The following is a 16986-nucleotide window of genomic DNA, read 5'->3' as shown; positions in this document are numbered from 1 at the left end:
GGTTTATATTCTTTAAGATTGTTCAATTCTTTTAATAAACCAAGTAAAGTAATATTAGAATTAAAAAAGAAAATCGTAACTGCAGAAACAAATGAAAAAAATGAAATAAATAGAGGTGTAACTACCGTAAATAGCATCTTATAAAATTCATTACTTGTATTTGATTCAGCTTCTATATCGTTAATCATTAAATTAATTTCATCTTCAGAATGGTTTTCTTTTATATATCCTCTAAAATGTTTTCTTTCATAAAAAGATTTTAATTTTTTACCATTAAATAAATGCTTTTCCATTTTCTTCAGATAACTTAAGGTATTTCTACTCTCCTTTTGAATTTTCTGTAACTTACTTTTCCTCAAAACTCTTCCCCCTCATCAAACTTAACACGTTTTACCTTGCCTTGATGAGTAACTATCTTTGTTTCTCCATGTTCAGGTAATCTTGTTAGTTTAGCTTTTCCACCACTTACTATTACGGCAAAATTGCCATTATTTTCAAGTAAATCTATCTCAAGATTCATAATTTCTTTATTTATCTCTAAATCAACCAATCGCATACAATGCCTCCGTTATAAACTTCATTTAGCACTCCGACTGTTCATGTAAATTATTTGTTAATTTAATGGTCTTTGCTTGCGTTAGTATAATTGCTTCTTTTTGCTGATTATCTATTAGTAACATATTGATTTCTTTTATGAGTAGTCGTTATAATTCAGCATATTGTAATACATGTTTTTCAATACATTCAGTCACACGTTCACTTCCTTTTTCCTTTGAAACATTAGCAACTCTTGCTCTAATCTTTTCCGATCAATTTCAACTTTTTTTGAATCCTCAGGTAATTTAATTTTTTGTTCCTGAAGCCAATCTGGAACAATTTCTTGTCTAATATGTCTGTTAAAATTTTGAGGCGTTCTGTTTTTTTTCCGATTTTCAAATTCCTCATCCAAAGCCAGTACATCGTTAACTGTTTTAACATTTTTATTTACCCAATTAAATAAAATACGTTTGGCATAACTCCATTTCTTCTGTTGTTCTAAAGCTCTTTTCATAGCTTCTATTACTACTCCTTCATTTAAATCAGTGGCCCAATGCTCTATCTCTTGAGCTATAAAGCTATTAATCATTCCAAAATTTTGTTCATAAAAATTAAATGCATTTTGGAATATTTTCTCTGAAATATTATTTTCTTTAAAATCTGAAGGAGTTTCTGAATGACTATTATTATTATTTCTATTTCTTTCATTCTTATCATTCTTATCATTCTTGTTAGGTGTTAGCTGACTGTTATGTGTCTGTTGATTGACTGTTACCTGACTGTTAGATAGTTTGTTAATTTGTTGTTCACTAGATTGATAATATCCCCAATTCACAATAGTTATAAGTCTTCCAGTCTTTGTTGATTCATCTGTTAGAAATTCAAATTTCACAAATCTTTTTAATGCTGTCCTAATAATCTGCGTTGTAATATTTTTCCCACATTTGTTTACTAATGATGGCAGACTCGTCACAAATTGACCAGGTGCGGCACTAAATCGATTACCTTTCCACTCCCATTCTTTTCCTTCATGGTTAGCCATCATGAGTAGAGTAATGAGTATAACTTTTTGCTCTGGAGTTGATTCTAACCAAATTGCTTTATCTAAAATTGATCTATAAAGTTTTATCCACCCTAACATATGTACCTCCTATATTAGCTTTAATCGGCATCCAATCTTCCTAAGGAGTACAGCGGACACTATACCGCTTAAATTCAGTTAAATTCTTTAAAATAAAATCTCCACTTGCAAACCGTAGTAGTCAGTACATATAATCAAGTTATCGAGACTTGGAATATGCTGACCTTTTGGTTAGCTATTTTTTTTGTGGTTATATTAATCCTGGTATTTTGATGAAATCTTCTAATCTATAAATCTTATAATTAATTCCCCTTTCCTCACACTTACATAGTTTTTCATGATGCTACTTTCTTTGGAATCCAAGCACCAATATACTTAATTGCATTTTCAAAATCCTTGCGTTTAATATCCTTATAGCTCGCTACACCGAAACGATCTTTAATTTCTTTATGCAACTCTCTAAATAGCGATGATCTTTCACTTGATTGATCTGCTAACGAGTAAATTCTTCTTGCTACAAGTTTTTGAAACTTACGTTGCTCACCATAATCGATGGTAATTTGTTCAGTAACCATATTTTTTATCTGATGTACTTCAAACTTTAGTTCTGCGACTTCTTCACTATTTTCAAGTGAAAGCCTCATACTTGCCATTAGTTGTTCTTTTTGTGATAAAACCTTAGGTTGAGTGAGTTTTTTTTCCATTTCATGAAATTGTTCTACATATGCTGCAGTGAAAAGTATCCCTTTTTCTCCAGTCATTTTATTTGCTACCATGTCGCATCCTTTTTTGGTTAGTAAATATTGTTTATTGTTTTTACCACTTGTATCTTTGTATGAACTTTCTAAGAAAAATTCCACTGAACGCAAATTTGCGTTGAGTAAAATTTGGTCATATTTAGCAATATCTCTTGTCAGATCCGAATGGCGTTTCCCTATCATTTCAGCAACTTCTAAACTACTAACTACGAAAATTCCATTATTATTTAAAATCTGTAATTTTTTCATATTTCTTCACTCCCAATGTTTTTTAATAGTCTAATCGAATATCTCTAATTGAAGGAGGTGATTAAATGATAATGATTCCTGTAAGTTCTTCAAATTTACTTTCTATTGGCTATGACACAAAAGGAAAAGCTTTATATATTAACTTCCACTCTGGAAATTATGTATATTACAATGTGCCAGAAAGCGTTTATGAAGGTTTACTAAATGCACCTTCAAAAGGACGATATCATCATTTGTTTATTAAAAATTCATATCAGTATAGTAAACTATTCTAGAATAAATACTTATTTAATGTTCCACCAAATCAACCTCATCTTAAATAGAGGTTGATTTTTTCTATCATTCTTTTAATCTTATACCTACATACCCCAAAACATCTGTCCACGTGTATTTTTACCATTCATCCATAATCTGTTTCATAGCTTGCAAACTCTGCTCGTAAAACCAAAATCTCTTTCCCTTCTCTTTCCTCCTTTCAAGTAACTTCATTCGTGGATCTCTTAAAAACTCGTTTTCTAAAAATGATTTACTCATGCAAGTTCGCTTTGCCATTTCTTCAATATCCCATGTAAAAAAACTTTGTCTAATTGCTTCATCAATCTTTTCGTTTATGTACTTTCTTACTTCCTCTTGATTCACATCTATATTGATTTGTGCAATATTCATTCATGTATCCTCCATCCAATAACCGTTACACATTCGGTAACAAACGCTCATCAATGTTTCCATTTTGGTAACATCTAGGTAAAAAAATATCATCTATCTTTTTACAAAAATAATCAGCTAAAAGAAACATCTCATCTTGTGTAAACTCATATTCACCTCTTTCTTTTGCTCCATATGTATTTGAACTAATCTTAAGAATATTAGCCATTTCCATTTGAGTTAATTTATGTTGTTTTCTTAATTTGTAAAGAAATAACTGCATGTAGGAACCCTCCTTCTTGAACACAAGGATAGCACCAATTTGGTAACTTGTAAACATATTTTTTTATGAAATCGTATAAAAAGTTACCGAATTGGAGATTTATATGTTATTATCAACTTAATTAATTAGGAAAAGGTGATACGGTAATGGAAGGAAAAGACCTTCAAAAATATATAGGAGCTAAAATAAAAGAATTTAGAGAAGAAAAAAAAATAACTCAAAATGACATTGCTCTATTTCTTAATACAACAAGACAAACTATTAGCAGATATGAATCAGGAGATAGAGCTGCTAATCAAGATGTTCTATTCGGTCTAGCTAGCTTATTTAATAAATCTGTAGATGATTTTTTTCCACCTAGAAAAAAAGAGGATAATAAAACTATTGAAACAATCGCTGCACATCATGATGGTGAAGAATGGTCAGATGAAGAATTAGAGGAAATCAAAAGATTTAAAGAATTTGTGAAAGCGAAAAGAAATAAATAATTGGAGCAATAATTATGAAGTATGAAACTCTCCTTATTGAAGCTGATTCACAATCAGTTGATGTATATGAAAAAAAGTTGACCCCATCTATTAAAGGGTTATACAGTGATAATATTATTTGGATTAACAATCAGATGGGTACAGAAGAAAAAAATTGTGTTTTAGCTGAAGAACTTGGACATTATCATACATCAAGTGGAGACATTTTAGATCAAAGTAATCTTCTTAATCGTAAACAAGAAACTAGAGCTAGAACTTGGGCTTATAAAAAATTAGTACCACTTACTAAAATTGTGCAAGCACATAAAAGTGGTGTTAGAAATCGCTACGAATTAGCCCAGTTTTTAAACGTAACTGAGGAGTTTTTGCAGGATGCTTTAATTAGATATCAAGAAGAATATGGATTACACACAACAATTGAAGATTTCACACTCTATTTTGATCCATTAGGAGTTTTAGAATTTTTTATTGATTAATAGATTTCACCCTTATAACATCTGTCCATGTAATGAAGGGAAAAATAAAAATGAAACTATATAAATCAAAAAAAGATAATGACCTATTTTATTACTTTAATAAAAAGAACGAGAAGTTTTGGTGTTACCGTTATCGATATTATGACGCACTTGGCAACAGGAAAGAGAAATCTAAACAGGGTTTCAAAAAAGAAAATGACGCATTTAGGGCTCTGTTGGAAGTAAAGACTTCGATAATTAACGGAGATACAAAATTTATCGAGAATTCAAATATGACTGTTTCTGAGTGGATTGATATATGGTTTGAAACACATAAAGATGATTGGAAAGAACCAACTAGAAAACGTAAAGAATCTGTTATTAAAAACCATATTAAACCTCTCCTAGGACCACATAAGCTTTCACAACTTGATAAAACTACTTATAAGCGAGAATTTATTAACAAGTTATCTGAATCGCATTCTCCTGGTTCTGTTCGTCTCTTTCATCAACATTTTAGAACAATTATTAATGCTGCAGTAGATAATGAAATTATCCCAAGAAATCGCCTTACAAAAATTTCTATCCCTAATGATAATGAATCTATAAATGAAAACTTCCTCACTCCAGAGGAATTGAGGATTTTTTTAAAAACTGCAAAAGAATATGAACCTATACATTATTACACTTTAATTTTATTACTTGCTTTTACTGGCTTACGACGTGGAGAAGCTTTAGGCTTATATTGGGCCAATATTGATTTCGATAGTAAAACAGTCACAGTTGAAAGGACTAGAGATAATAATAGTATTCGTACACCAAAAACTAAAAACAGTTATAGAACAATTCTAATTGATGAAAAAGTAATCGAACAATTGAAACAATATCATAATTGGTGTAAACAAATTATGTTCCAAAATGGAAAACATCTAAAACAAGATGACTTTATTTTCATTTCACAGTATGCATCCCCTCTTTCTGATGATGTTGTAACCTACGCTGTTGATCGTATATCTAAAAAAGCAAAAATCAAAAGAATTACACCACATGGATTAAGACATTCACATGCCACTATTTTAATGCGAGAAAGAATTCCTATAAAAATAATAGCTGATCGTTTAGGAAATACCCCAAAAACGATTTTAAGCGTTTACGGGCATTCTCTAAAAGAAATGGAAAGCGAGGCAGTATTAGCTTTTCTAAAAGCAATTGGGGAATAAAGGATTTATTCTATTCTGGGGGAGAATTTGGGGGAGTTTTTTAAATTAATCTAATAAACCCTTACTATATAAGGCTTTAATAGAACGGTCCAAGAGTTTGGTAGAAACTCTTGGACCGTTTATTTCCAAAATTATACGAGCGCATTAAGAAACACCTAAAAACAATCTGTGTTAGAACTTAATTAGCTAATATTTAGTTGTCGGTAAAAAACTATATTAAAAGTATTCTATTAAATTATAACTATAAAAATCAATGACTATTTTCATAAAAACAAATATAAAATAATTCATAATTTTCTCGTTATTGAATAGGATTTTACATGCGAGGGCTATAAAGGGAGGTATCATTTTGAATGAAGGTAAACAGCAAGAAAATGATTCATTTATTTCAATAAAAAATGAGCAATCTACTGACTTTCAACACCTTTTAACTAACTTTTTACATCAATATTATGATAAACATACCAATTTTGTTCAAAAAATTAACGCTTCAACTATACAGAAAACTGACGGAATTGATGTGACGAAAATAAAACAAAAGTCGTTTGTCAGATTGTTGAATGTTGTTCCAACTATGTCTCCGTTTCATATCTATCTTGATGGAATACAAATTACGCATTTATCTTATAAAAACGCCTCAGACTATATCGAACTTTCATCAGGGAATCACCAAATTGATGTTTATGATTCACATAATCTAATACAACCTTTACAAACTGAAATAATTTTTCTTGAAAATTCTCTTTACTACACCATTGCAGTGACAAGTCAATTTAACCAGTTAACCATTTTACAAATTGTCGATGACCCATATTTACCAGTTAATGAAACAAAAATTCGTTTTATTCATCTTGCTAACACAGCTCCAAACCTTGATTTAGCAGTGAAACAAGGTGAAGGTGATGTAGTATTTTCAAATGTATCCTTCAAACAATCCTCAGAATATCTTGTGTTAACACCAATGGCAGTTAATTTGGAGCTTCGCTTATCTGGTACTAAATCAATCCTATATCCTTTATACAAATCAAAATTTCAAAAAAATAAGATTTATGATATTATCTCAATCGGATTGATAAATGAGGACCATACTTTTGATGTAATGATACTAAAATAAAAAAACTCGGTTAAATACCGAGTTTTTTTATGGTCTCTTTGGCAAAGTAATGTAAAATGTAGTCCATTGATCATCTGATAAACATTTTATTTCGCCTTCATGTTTTTCGATGATTTGCTTACATACAAATAATCCAATACCTGTACCATGATTTTTCGTGGTTACAAATGGTTCAAATATTGTTACTATATTTTCTTCATTTATTTTAGGACCATTATTACGAATTTGAATAACTACTTTATCTCCAATGTCTGCTACTTGATATTGAATAATTTTTTGACCTTTATTTTCAGACAAAGCATCGATTGAATTCATAAAAATGTTTAATAATACTTGACGCAATTCATTTCTAAAACCTGGAATATAAATAGTTTGTGTTAACCCTTCTTGTAATACAACATTAGAATTCACAATACTTGGGTATAAAAACTCTGTTATATCTTTGAAAAGATCATTTATCAAGAAGTATTCTACTACTTGATCATGTTCTTTTTTTGAAACATGAAGAAATTGATCAATTCGGAAATTCAATTGATGTAATTCATGGTCAATAATATCTAAATACTTTAATTGTGGATGATCTACTCGTAATAGCTTAACAAAGCCAATGATTGACGTTAACGGATTCCTAAACTCATGTACAAAGCTAGCCGACATTTGTCCTAGAATTGTGAGTCTTTCCTTATGTGTCTCATCTATAAATTGTTTTTTTTCTTCAATATCCTGAGTAATTATGTATGAATATCTTTTAACAGTATAATAAATAAATTGATCAAATACGTAATTGATTTTATCAATTAAAGGCTGAACTTCTCCAATTTTCTCACCAAAGGCTGCTAAGTGTTTGAATAATTCACTTCTTCCCAAATTCGAATTATATACAAATTCACCTATATTCGCGATTGCTTGGGCTCGTTCTTCAGCAATTTTATAGGACAAATCTTGAATTTGATCTTCATCAATCTTAGCTTCTAAAAATAATAAAGTGAAATCAATCAATTTTGTTCCATTAATGATAATTTCAGATTTAAAGGGATCATGATCGCTAATCAACGCTTCTGAGACCCAATTTTTTACTAGTGTAGGCATATTTTCTTTAATAAATGAACTATACCTACTTTCAATTGTCATATCAATAAGGAACACCTCCGTAAATACATTATTAATTAAATAGTAACAAATTTTTAAAAATTCGTTAAGCAAAAATTACAAAAAATGTCGAATTAGTAATATGGTTGTATTCTTATGCGATAATATTACATATTTTTATAATATATCACTGATTTTATCATACTTTTTATCCATTAAATATATACAAAATTGTCAATAATGAACAAGGGAGAATACGATACAATTAGTTACAATATAGAAAAGTATGAAGGAAGGTATAAAAATGGCTGGAAATAACGTTGAAGATTACTTGATAAAAGGAATCTATGGTGAAAAGCAAATAAAAATAGAAGAACGAAATGTTTTTTTAGGTACAATTCGAGAAAGAGTAGAGATTGCACTTACAACTAGTCAAGTTATGGCAAATTCAATCTATTCTCAAATTGAAGCAAAATTTTCAAATAAAAATTTAACTTTACTATTAAATGGCACTCTTCCGTATTCAGCTATTTCTAAATATATAAAATTAGCTAATAAAACGAACCTCCCCTTCTCCCTTGTAAATAATTTGCCAACACCAACACCGATTGGTTTAGTTCTTACACATAAAAATGCTGTTGATCAGAATGAAATTTTCATTAAAGACGAATTGTATCATTCAACGAAGTTTTAATATTACGGTACGTGAAATTTAAAAATTGGATATACAAAAAGCGCAAAAGATTTACTTTAATCTGTTGCGCTTTCTTGATCTAATTGTTGATTTTTAACTGTATCTTTTGTTAGTTCAATTAATTTAATATAATGACCGTCGATTTTAAGTATTTTAAATGTATATGGATGGACTTTGATTGTATCGCCTTCTTGCACTTCGAAATTCTCAGTTAAGATCCAGCCACCAATCGTATCAACGTCTGTATCATCTATATCTAAATTAAAAACATCGTTTACTTCACTGATCAGTACTTTACCTGCTATGGTATATTTATTTTCATTCACTTTAAATATCTCTTCTTTTTCATCTACGTCAAATTCATCTCGAATTTCACCAACAATTTCTTCTAATATGTCCTCTACTGTTACCAATCCTGATGTTCCACCGTATTCATCAACCAGAATAGACATATGAATATGCTCTCTTTGCATTTTAACAAGTAGATCATGAACTGAAATTGATTCAATAACTTGAATAATGGGTCGAATATATTGTTCGAGTTCTTTGACCTCTGGTTCACCATTGTGTAATACGAAATCAGTAAAAACGTCTTTAAAATTAATGAGTCCTATTACATGGTCTTTATCGCCATCAACAACTGGAAAGCGTGTGTACTTTTCTAAACTCATGAATTGAATGTTTTCATGAAAAGGAACTTTCATATCAATTGCAACCATCTCTGTTCTAGGAACCATTATTTCCTTGGCTACACGCATATTAAAATCAAAAATATTATTTACATATTTATATTCCGATGAATTAATTTCACCGCTCTCATAGCTTTCAGACAGCAAAATTCTAAGTTCTTCTTCTGAATGAGCTACTTCATGCTCACTTGCAGGCGGTATACCAAATAATTTCAAGACAAGCCTTGCTGAATTATTGAATAACCAAATGAATGGATACGTAATTTTATAAAATAAAATTAATGGTGGTGCAAAGAGTAATATAACAGCTTCTGCTTTTTGAATCGCAACAGTTTTTGGTGCCAATTCTCCCACCACAACATGAATAAATGTAATGAAACCAAACGCAATTAAAAAAGTAATGGTTTGACTTACAGCAGCTGGAAAATTTAATTTATCAATGACCGGGTGTAATAATTTATCAATAGTAGGTTCACCTAGCCAACCTAAACCTAAGCTAGTAACTGTAATCCCTAATTGACAAGCTGATAAATATTCATCAAGATGTGAGATTACTCTTTTAACTGCTTGCGCTTTTTTATTTCCTTCACCTATTAATTGATCAATTCGTGAGCTACGAATTCTTACAATTGCAAATTCCGATGCTACAAAAAATGCAGTAAAGGCAATTAATACAACAACTAATAATAATTTAGTACCTATAGACAACTATTTCATCCCTCCAATTGGAAGTAGAAAGCACTCTTCTAATTACATAATATTTTATTACAGGCTTACCTTAGTATATTCAGTTATGGGACTTGTTATCAAAAATATTTAAGTCATCAAATTTCGACCATTCATTTCATAATGTACGTAAAATAAGAACTTTTGACGAGCAGACACTAGTTTTGTCATTCGTGAAGGACATTTAAAGCACAAAAAGAATGTTAAGTTTATAAACCATTTAGAGGAGGAACGAAAATGTATACAACCTCTCAAGTAGCTGAGCAGCTTCAATTAACAAATAAAAAAGTTTTATTATTTTCAAAAAAAGGGAAGCTTAATGTAGAGAAATCGTCTAATGGTACGTATTTATTCACGGATGAACAAATGAAGAAAATAAAAGAAATTTACGAAGCGTCAATCCAGCCTGTAGAAACAAAACAAAATGACCAATCCAACTCTACACACATCATTGAATTAAATCAAAAACTAGAAAAAATCGAAGAAAAACTTGAAACAAAAGCAAATGAAGTAGTTTCGGTTCAAATTTTAGAACACCGCAGAGAAATTGAAGATTTAAAGAAATTAGTCAGTAAGCTTGGAGACGAAGTACTTCAATTAAAAGAAAGCAATACTTCGTTAAAAAATGAATTGGAAGATCAAAAGAAAATCGTTGCATTTAAACCAAAGAAAAGATTTGCAATTTTATCAATTTTTGGTGTGTAAATATTGCTATAAAATTTATACAAAGGCAGCTTTATATTTGTAGTGGATTCTAATAAATGTTGATAAAACGTAGAAGATCATCTTCTGCGTTTTTTTACATACTTCTGGATTGATTGGTGAAAATAATTTTTAGAATGAAAGGAGGAATTACAATGAACAAAAATGCTCGTCAATATACGCAAGACGCAACTACTGCTATTAAGCACGCTGTAGAAAATCTACAGTCAGCACTTGAAACTGTTGAAAAGCCAGATAATCATGAATTAATCGAGCAGGCACTACAAGCCTGCCAAAATGCCTACAATCATACTAACAATACGGCTTCAGTGCTTTCACAAGAATAATGGGTAATGTACAAAAAACTCAGGTTAATGAACCTGAGTTTTTGTTTATTTATCATAATACATTAATATTTCTTTAAACTCATTTGAGTATTTTAATAATTTTATTGCATGTTTAATATCGAGTAAAAAAGGAACAGCAATAATATTTTCGTTAATATCAAAGTATTCATCAATCGGCAAGATTTTAAATCCTACACTTCTTGCAAACATATATAATCTTTTGTTGATTGTACCAATATACCAATCAGCATTTGTTTGGTTTGCATGGTCATAACAAGCTAATAGTATTTGCTTAAAAAAACCTTTACCTCTATTTTCACGATTAATTAATAATTTACTAATTTCATAGATTTCTTCGTTTTGAATGTATTTAATATACTTATTTTCTGTAAAATTATAATAATACTCATTATTATTTTGGTTATTTACATCATATTTATCAAATTCGATTGTTCCAATGAGTTTCTTCTCTGTATCACAAATTCCATATCGCATGACATCATTTGTTCTTTTTAAGAAAGGTATTTCGTTTTCTTCACAAAAATCTCCCCAAAGCTCATCAAATAATAAGTTCTCTTCTTTTGTATGAATAATACGAAACACAATAACCCCATCCTTGTATATAATTGTTAGATTAACAATTTATTAAAATTCCCATTTTTAATATCTTAACAAAATATTCTAATCTTTGTAAACGCATACATTTATATTTTTGTATAAATTTTACATTAAATTTACGATTGTCCGATTAATAATATCTAGTAATTCTTTTTCTCCAATTAGCTCATAATGATCCTCACCTTTTTTCTTTGGATAAAACTGAATATATGTTCCACATCCAGCTTCTAGAACCTTTCGATGAACATTACTACCAGGATATAAACAAATTACTTCTTGAATCGGTTTTCTGACATATGAAAGCTTTCCATTTACACGTTCTACATATTTTAATCCCCAATATTTATACATTTGCTCCATCGCTTTTGTATTTCCAACTGGTTGAAATATATTAAACATAGGACTATATTTAATTTCAAAAATAATTGAACCGGCAAATGCACCGGTCTTTTTTTTATAAAAATCAAGTCGGATATCCGGCTTTTTTGACTCTTCTCCGCTAAAAAAATTAGTTCCTTTTAATAATGAGACTTGTGGACTACCTTCAATAATCTCATTATAAACAAGATCTATTACCCAATCTTTATTCTCTAGCTTTACATTGGCTCCATCCATTAATTCATCATCTTTTATATGCATTAATATTTGTTCATCTAATGGGTCATTTGGATTATTAAATCCCTTTTTTAAAAAGATAGAACAAATCGAAAAATAGACAAAATACTCATATAATAAAAATGTTGGTTTATATACTGGTAATAACATTTGTTTTTTGCCATATTCTTTTACTTTTTTATCAAATAAGCTCAAAGAATGGATAAAGTTTAAAAATACTTTTGAAGGACTCGCCGGATATTTCGAAGTGTGAGTGTCGGATGTAATTCGAAAAATACCTAGCGTATACTCTCTAAAATACACTTCGTATAAACTTTCAAGTGATGATGTAATTCTATTTTTTTCAGTGACACTTGTTTTTAATTTTTCTAATTCCATTTCTTTTAATGACTTTGATTGTCGATATTTTGCTTTTTCTCTTTCAGTGATTGAGCCATTTCCTACTACATTTTGCATCATTTTTTCAATATCTTGTACTTGAAAATCTATTTGTTCCATTTTCTTTGTATCTTTTACTAATTCATATTTTACAAATGTTAATAATGTTTCAATCGTTAAAATGAATTTCCTAACTTTATTTTTGGCATATTTTATTTCATCAATATAGTTTTCCTCTATTAAAACAGGCTGCATTGTTAAATTCGTAGCGTTCGATATCGCAGGATGCATTAAATTCCATCTTAACGTCGTAAAATCAAGCTTTCTCACTTTTCTTTGTAATTCATATTCTTTTTTCTGTTTCCGCTTCAGCTTGCTTATAAACTGCTGTATTGCAACTAATAATCTTTCTTCATTTGCTTCAATAAACCGAATGATTGGCCAAAAATACATTGTGCCATTTTGTGTTAAAGTTGCTGACGATTTTTTAAAATACTGTGAATCATTCATAATTCCATTAATTTGTTGATTCAAATTTTCATGCATCCACTCTAGCTGATCATATTCTAGATTTTTTGGGATGATTTTGACCATTCCAAAGTATCGCTGGTCCTGATAAATGATACAAAACTCATAATAACCGCATCTCCATGGATATGCATTTTCCGTTTTCCCATGTTCGTAAATTAGTATTTTTCTAGTTTCATTTGTAAAAATATATTGCTGGTCATCTAAATTTTCCTGTTGAAAATGATATAGATTGTTCCAAATAAATGTTACTTTTCCGTCGAAATCTCCTTCTATTTGGAAAAAAAATCGCTTTAATTCTTGTATCTCATACGTAAATAAATAGGCATCCTTAGATTTCGTAGTTAATGTATTTAATTGTATTTTATCTTCTTTCCCTCTAGTCCCTATACGGATAGACAATAAAAATGGTAGATGTATGGCTTCATTACTAATTTCTGTAATCGCAAAATTAGTTGACATATCCATCAATCTCCAATTGTTTCCTCTTCTTTTTCAGCTCATGAATGGAATGTTCAAAATCTGAAACTTTTCGGCCAAGATTTGATAACATTAATGAAATTAGAATACCTTCTTGTTCATTATTTTCACCTGTTCCTATTAACTCCTCTAAGTTTGCTAGTAATCCACGTACCTTCGTTAACACCCGCTGTTTTACAAACAGATCTATCGCTTCTTTTCTTTCAAATTGATTATGAGAAGGAAGATTTGGGATATTTAATAGGTAATTAGATAAATCTTTAATCATACGTGGTGAAATAATTCTTTCACTAAGAGACTGTTCTATGACATTATTAAACTCATCAAAGAAGCTAAGTTCATCTTTTGTTAGCTCCAAAGAACTAGACGTATATTTTGTCCAGTCATTATACAGTTCTGCATTAATATAGATTTGTGGTACGGTCTCATATATATTTTCTTGATTCATTCTTTCATAATAATTAACGAATGAAGTTGAACGAAGTGAAATAATATTGACGCGGTCTAGTAATCTTAATGAAAATTCACTTGAAGTCTCATCAAAATTTACTGTTCCGACAAATATAATATTGTTTCCTACTTTTACTTTAGGCTTATAGTATTGATTAATTACGACATTATGATCATGAAATAAAGTGATGCTTCTCTTTTCTAGCGGCATTTCAAGAATCGAAAGAAATTTACTAAACCAATGCTCAATTTGGGATAAATTCATTTCATCAAATATGACCATATACATTCGATGTGGAAATTGCTCGGCTTCAATTAGTAATTTCGTTAATCCAGTCTCTGAATCTATATAAATTCCAGTTGATGGATTCAAATAGCCTAATAGATCATAATGTTCTCTATATGAGGGAGTGATTGGTACAAAAAGTAATTCTTTACTAAATTCCAGTCCAAGTGTTTCCCCATAAATTCTTGCTAATTGTGACTTACCGGTTCCACTTACGCCACCTAATATTGTTAATGCTTGGAATTTACAGCAAATATGAAAATTAATAATATCTTTCTTTTCATATAACAATCCCTGTTGTAAACAATTTTGATAAAACCGTTCAATAAATGCATTTTCACTTTGATCAATTGTCCATTCAATTGGAAATGTCTGTTTCTCTTTATAATCTTGCGTATAGATTAATTCTTTACATTCTTTTTTATAATTCTTTTTCAATTCTTCCCACTGTTTTTCCGGGATAAAATAGAGTAAATGATTTGAGTGAATAAACGAATTATTTAGTTCTTCTACCTCATATTCTTGATAAGTAACTTGATTTTGTTTTTCTAAATAACTAATATCATTCATCATCGACTTCAAAAATAGATTTCCATATAGTCTATTATCATAATATACAAATTCTGGTTGATCGAAATCATTATAATATTTAGGTAAATGAATCGGTAAAGAGCCTTTAATCAGACGATTTTCAACTTCTTCTCGTTTTCCTTCACCCCGTAATTCAATGACTGGTAATAATGAATATATCGTGTCTCTCTTTCCATCATAAAAGTCCACAATATCAACCGTAATGACTTCATTTGCGTATTCAAGGCGAAACATAACTAGCTTTGTGTCAAAAATCTTTTTTAAGCCTGCAATGATTTCATCTTTTTTCTTATGTTTAATGAAAGGCTTTATTTTACTTTCATTATTTTTATTTGCTGTTGTTCCTACAAAAAGAACCTCTTGTGTTGAAAAACTTATTTTCAATTTTTGAGGTATTGGTGATAAACATTCAACATAAAAACGGATGTAATCCTCGTCTTCATAGTACAATAAAGTTTGTTTCTCATTATCCACAATTCTTTCAGTGACGATTTTTCCCAAAAATAAAAAGTTATGCATTTTTTTAGCCAATTTTTGGGTCAATGCGCGTTTTAATTTCAAGGTCATTTCCCCCACTTTCCGACATTCCTCATTCATTTTACGTTGCTTTCTCATAATTTATGAATATTCGGTTATTTTTCTATATTGATTGGCTTGTATAAAAATTGAACATAAATTTTATTCGAAGTTTAATACAGATCTACCCATCCACTAAAAAGTGTTGAACTAAATTAACATAAAAAATACTGCACCCCAACAGTTATTAAATCTAACAGTTGAAGTGCAGTTCAAATACTGGCAATTCTTTATATCATTTTTTGATAATAAACAATATCTAACCACTCATCAAATTTTTGACCAGCTTTTTTGATGTGTCCTACCTTTTGAAAATCTAACTTTTCATGTAATTTTTCGCTTACTTCATTTCCACTCGTAATACATGAGATGATTGTGTGATGACCTAAATTTTTCGCAATTTTTATGATTTCTTCCATTAATTGTCTTGCTAGCCCTTTACGCCTATGCTCTGGGTGAATATAAACAGATAATTCAACTGTATGTTTATAAGCATCCTTTTCTTTAAATTGAGTCAATGAACAATATCCAGTAACTACATTGTTCTCTTTTGAAACAATGACAGGGTATAGTTTAGGATGATGACTAAACCATTCTAACATTTCCTCAACTGTTTTAATCTTTGTATCAAATGTTGCAGTTGTATGGAGAATTGCATCATTATATATTGTTAAAATTTCTTTTACATCCTCAGCTGTTGCGAATTCGAAAGTAGTACCCATATATATACCTCATTTCAATTAGATCTTAAAACTATTTTACCTTGAAACAAAAATAAAATCAGTTATTTCTGTTTCATCACCATATACATGCACAGTGTTTGAATAAATTTCATATACTGCGATAGTTCAACCGTAAGGAGGTATGGATATGAGTGAAAAAGATAAAAACACTCCAGAAGAAAAGCAAAGTCAGTCAGTAGACTTTCAACATTATTTAAAAAAGGTGGACGAATTAATTGATCATTCACCAATTCGTGGTTTATTTGATGAGATTGATAAATTCTTCCATAAGCATGGTGTATTTTCCTCAATAGGTGTTGATATTATCGAAAACGGTGACGAATTAGTCATTCAAGCTAGTTTACCTGGCGTTAGCAAAGAACAGATATATATGGATATTGAAGGTACAATCTTAACGATTGGTTTGAAAAATGATACAACTCAAGAAGTAAAAGATGATCAATTAAATTATTCATTTAAAAAATATTCATATAGTCAGTCTCAACGTATTGTAAAGTTACCGTTCCCTATAAATGCTACAACTGCTACTGCGAGCTATGAAAATGGTATGTTAGTCATTAAAGGTCAAAAGCTTCCTGAATACCAAAAACAAATCTTTTTAGATTAATTAAATATGTAAATAAAAAAAGAACACCAGCTATTAA

The 16986-nt window shown here is 29.7% G+C and carries 21 protein-coding genes; 9 read left to right on the top strand and 12 right to left on the bottom strand.

Translation table 11 applies throughout. The features are described from left to right. From ACX6U0_RS16810 to ACX6U0_RS16795, 4 genes are all read right to left on the bottom strand, one after another. Positions 1 to 359 (bottom strand): hypothetical protein (locus ACX6U0_RS16810; protein ID WP_464961030.1); only part of this gene is annotated, 359 nt, incomplete at its 3' end. Then, complete coding sequence (locus tag ACX6U0_RS16805) at positions 356 to 556, bottom strand: XtrA/YqaO family protein (RefSeq protein WP_464961029.1); 201 nt, start codon at positions 554 to 556, stop codon at positions 356 to 358. The genes ACX6U0_RS16810 and ACX6U0_RS16805, both read right to left, overlap by 4 nt. Positions 557 to 748: 192 nt before the next feature. After that, complete coding sequence (locus tag ACX6U0_RS16800; RefSeq protein ID WP_464961028.1) at positions 749 to 1678, bottom strand: DnaD domain-containing protein; 930 nt, start codon at positions 1676 to 1678, stop codon at positions 749 to 751. A gap of 275 nt (positions 1679 to 1953) precedes the next feature. Further along, entirely contained in the window at positions 1954 to 2625 is a 672-nt protein-coding gene (locus ACX6U0_RS16795) for a Rha family transcriptional regulator (protein ID WP_464961027.1), read from the bottom strand. Between the two features lie 65 nt (positions 2626 to 2690). On the opposite strand from ACX6U0_RS16795, the gene ACX6U0_RS16790 reads away from it, so the two are divergent. Then, positions 2691 to 2900, top strand: coding sequence for a KTSC domain-containing protein (locus ACX6U0_RS16790; protein WP_464961026.1), 210 nt, complete (start codon positions 2691 to 2693; stop codon positions 2898 to 2900). Between the two features lie 118 nt (positions 2901 to 3018). On the opposite strand, the gene ACX6U0_RS16785 is transcribed toward ACX6U0_RS16790, so the two are convergent. Then, positions 3019 to 3291 carry a hypothetical protein gene (locus tag ACX6U0_RS16785; RefSeq protein WP_464961025.1) on the bottom strand — a complete coding sequence of 91 codons (273 nt, stop codon included), beginning with the start codon at positions 3289 to 3291 and terminating at the stop codon, positions 3019 to 3021. A gap of 25 nt (positions 3292 to 3316) precedes the next feature. After that, positions 3317 to 3553 carry a helix-turn-helix transcriptional regulator gene (locus ACX6U0_RS16780; RefSeq protein ID WP_464961024.1) on the bottom strand — a complete coding sequence of 79 codons (237 nt, stop codon included), beginning with the start codon at positions 3551 to 3553 and terminating at the stop codon, positions 3317 to 3319. Between the two features lie 146 nt (positions 3554 to 3699). Here ACX6U0_RS16780 and ACX6U0_RS16775 point away from each other — a divergent pair, with 146 nt between their 5' ends. The 4 genes from ACX6U0_RS16775 (at position 3700) to ACX6U0_RS16760 (ending at position 6830) form a co-directional block, all read left to right on the top strand. Further along, positions 3700 to 4041: a helix-turn-helix transcriptional regulator gene (locus ACX6U0_RS16775; RefSeq protein WP_464961023.1), complete on the top strand. Its 342-nt coding sequence runs from the start codon at positions 3700 to 3702 to the stop codon at positions 4039 to 4041. Between the two features lie 14 nt (positions 4042 to 4055). Next, positions 4056 to 4517, top strand: coding sequence for an ImmA/IrrE family metallo-endopeptidase (locus ACX6U0_RS16770; RefSeq protein ID WP_464961022.1), 462 nt, complete (start codon positions 4056 to 4058; stop codon positions 4515 to 4517). A gap of 50 nt (positions 4518 to 4567) precedes the next feature. Further along, positions 4568 to 5716: a tyrosine-type recombinase/integrase gene (locus ACX6U0_RS16765; RefSeq protein WP_464961021.1), complete on the top strand. Its 1149-nt coding sequence runs from the start codon at positions 4568 to 4570 to the stop codon at positions 5714 to 5716. Positions 5717 to 6065: 349 nt separating this feature from the next. Continuing rightward, positions 6066 to 6830, top strand: a complete 765-nt coding sequence (locus ACX6U0_RS16760) for a DUF4397 domain-containing protein (protein ID WP_464961020.1) — start codon at positions 6066 to 6068, stop codon at positions 6828 to 6830. A gap of 27 nt (positions 6831 to 6857) precedes the next feature. On the opposite strand, the gene ACX6U0_RS16755 is transcribed toward ACX6U0_RS16760, so the two are convergent. Further along, positions 6858 to 7961, bottom strand: coding sequence for a histidine kinase N-terminal domain-containing protein (locus ACX6U0_RS16755; RefSeq protein WP_464961019.1), 1104 nt, complete (start codon positions 7959 to 7961; stop codon positions 6858 to 6860). A gap of 262 nt (positions 7962 to 8223) precedes the next feature. Between ACX6U0_RS16755 and ACX6U0_RS16750 the strand changes: the two genes are divergently transcribed. Beyond that, complete coding sequence (locus tag ACX6U0_RS16750) at positions 8224 to 8613, top strand: DUF1694 domain-containing protein (RefSeq protein WP_464961018.1); 390 nt, start codon at positions 8224 to 8226, stop codon at positions 8611 to 8613. A gap of 56 nt (positions 8614 to 8669) precedes the next feature. Here the strand turns inward: ACX6U0_RS16750 and ACX6U0_RS16745 are convergent, their stop codons facing one another. Then, entirely contained in the window at positions 8670 to 10010 is a 1341-nt protein-coding gene (locus tag ACX6U0_RS16745; RefSeq protein ID WP_464961017.1) for a hemolysin family protein, read from the bottom strand. Positions 10011 to 10265: 255 nt separating this feature from the next. On the opposite strand from ACX6U0_RS16745, the gene ACX6U0_RS16740 reads away from it, so the two are divergent. Both ACX6U0_RS16740 and ACX6U0_RS16735 read left to right on the top strand, forming a co-directional pair. Further along, on the top strand, positions 10266 to 10733 hold the full coding sequence (locus ACX6U0_RS16740; RefSeq protein ID WP_464961016.1) for a MerR family transcriptional regulator: 468 nt from the start codon (positions 10266 to 10268) through the stop codon (positions 10731 to 10733). Between the two features lie 134 nt (positions 10734 to 10867). Further along, positions 10868 to 11077: a hypothetical protein gene (locus tag ACX6U0_RS16735; protein WP_464961015.1), complete on the top strand. Its 210-nt coding sequence runs from the start codon at positions 10868 to 10870 to the stop codon at positions 11075 to 11077. A 45-nt stretch (positions 11078 to 11122) separates the two neighbouring features. Here ACX6U0_RS16735 and ACX6U0_RS16730 read toward each other — a convergent pair whose 3' ends face one another. The 4 genes from ACX6U0_RS16730 to ACX6U0_RS16715 form a co-directional block, all read right to left on the bottom strand. After that, a complete protein-coding gene (locus tag ACX6U0_RS16730) occupies positions 11123 to 11680 on the bottom strand; it encodes a hypothetical protein (RefSeq protein WP_464961014.1) in 558 nt (185 codons plus the stop codon). Positions 11681 to 11800: 120 nt separating this feature from the next. Continuing rightward, on the bottom strand, positions 11801 to 13678 hold the full coding sequence (locus tag ACX6U0_RS16725) for a hypothetical protein (protein WP_464961013.1): 1878 nt from the start codon (positions 13676 to 13678) through the stop codon (positions 11801 to 11803). Beyond that, positions 13668 to 15584: a hypothetical protein gene (locus ACX6U0_RS16720; RefSeq protein ID WP_464961012.1), complete on the bottom strand. Its 1917-nt coding sequence runs from the start codon at positions 15582 to 15584 to the stop codon at positions 13668 to 13670. The genes ACX6U0_RS16725 and ACX6U0_RS16720 overlap by 11 nt, the downstream gene beginning before the upstream one ends. A 245-nt stretch (positions 15585 to 15829) precedes the next feature. Continuing rightward, entirely contained in the window at positions 15830 to 16321 is a 492-nt protein-coding gene (locus ACX6U0_RS16715; protein WP_464961011.1) for an N-acetyltransferase family protein, read from the bottom strand. A 148-nt stretch (positions 16322 to 16469) separates the two neighbouring features. Between ACX6U0_RS16715 and ACX6U0_RS16710 the strand changes: the two genes are divergently transcribed. Continuing rightward, the gene (locus ACX6U0_RS16710; RefSeq protein ID WP_464961010.1) at positions 16470 to 16949 is read left to right on the top strand and encodes an Hsp20/alpha crystallin family protein; all 480 of its coding nucleotides are present in this window, start codon (positions 16470 to 16472) and stop codon (positions 16947 to 16949) included. The last annotated feature ends 37 nt before the right edge of the window (positions 16950 to 16986 follow it).

Source organism: Gottfriedia sp. ABJ_BB2_2 (genome assembly GCF_055484705.1).
Note: the sequence above shows the minus strand (reverse complement) of the source record. Positions and strands in the feature narration are given on the sequence as shown.

Coding starts and splice junctions, on each gene's coding strand:
- ACX6U0_RS16770 (WP_464961022.1), top strand. CDS start 4,056: ATGAAGTATGAAACTCTCCTTATTGAAGCTGATTCACAATCAGTTGAT.
- ACX6U0_RS16805 (WP_464961029.1), bottom strand. CDS start 556: ATGCGATTGGTTGATTTAGAGATAAATAAAGAAATTATGAATCTTGAG.
- ACX6U0_RS16775 (WP_464961023.1), top strand. CDS start 3,700: ATGGAAGGAAAAGACCTTCAAAAATATATAGGAGCTAAAATAAAAGAA.
- ACX6U0_RS16735 (WP_464961015.1), top strand. CDS start 10,868: ATGAAAGGAGGAATTACAATGAACAAAAATGCTCGTCAATATACGCAA.
- ACX6U0_RS16765 (WP_464961021.1), top strand. CDS start 4,568: ATGAAACTATATAAATCAAAAAAAGATAATGACCTATTTTATTACTTT.
- ACX6U0_RS16750 (WP_464961018.1), top strand. CDS start 8,224: ATGGCTGGAAATAACGTTGAAGATTACTTGATAAAAGGAATCTATGGT.
- ACX6U0_RS16795 (WP_464961027.1), bottom strand. CDS start 2,625: ATGAAAAAATTACAGATTTTAAATAATAATGGAATTTTCGTAGTTAGT.
- ACX6U0_RS16790 (WP_464961026.1), top strand. CDS start 2,691: ATGATAATGATTCCTGTAAGTTCTTCAAATTTACTTTCTATTGGCTAT.
- ACX6U0_RS16715 (WP_464961011.1), bottom strand. CDS start 16,321: ATGGGTACTACTTTCGAATTCGCAACAGCTGAGGATGTAAAAGAAATT.
- ACX6U0_RS16800 (WP_464961028.1), bottom strand. CDS start 1,678: ATGTTAGGGTGGATAAAACTTTATAGATCAATTTTAGATAAAGCAATT.
- ACX6U0_RS16710 (WP_464961010.1), top strand. CDS start 16,470: ATGAGTGAAAAAGATAAAAACACTCCAGAAGAAAAGCAAAGTCAGTCA.
- ACX6U0_RS16740 (WP_464961016.1), top strand. CDS start 10,266: ATGTATACAACCTCTCAAGTAGCTGAGCAGCTTCAATTAACAAATAAA.
- ACX6U0_RS16755 (WP_464961019.1), bottom strand. CDS start 7,961: ATGACAATTGAAAGTAGGTATAGTTCATTTATTAAAGAAAATATGCCT.
- ACX6U0_RS16725 (WP_464961013.1), bottom strand. CDS start 13,678: ATGTCAACTAATTTTGCGATTACAGAAATTAGTAATGAAGCCATACAT.
- ACX6U0_RS16780 (WP_464961024.1), bottom strand. CDS start 3,553: ATGCAGTTATTTCTTTACAAATTAAGAAAACAACATAAATTAACTCAA.
- ACX6U0_RS16785 (WP_464961025.1), bottom strand. CDS start 3,291: ATGAATATTGCACAAATCAATATAGATGTGAATCAAGAGGAAGTAAGA.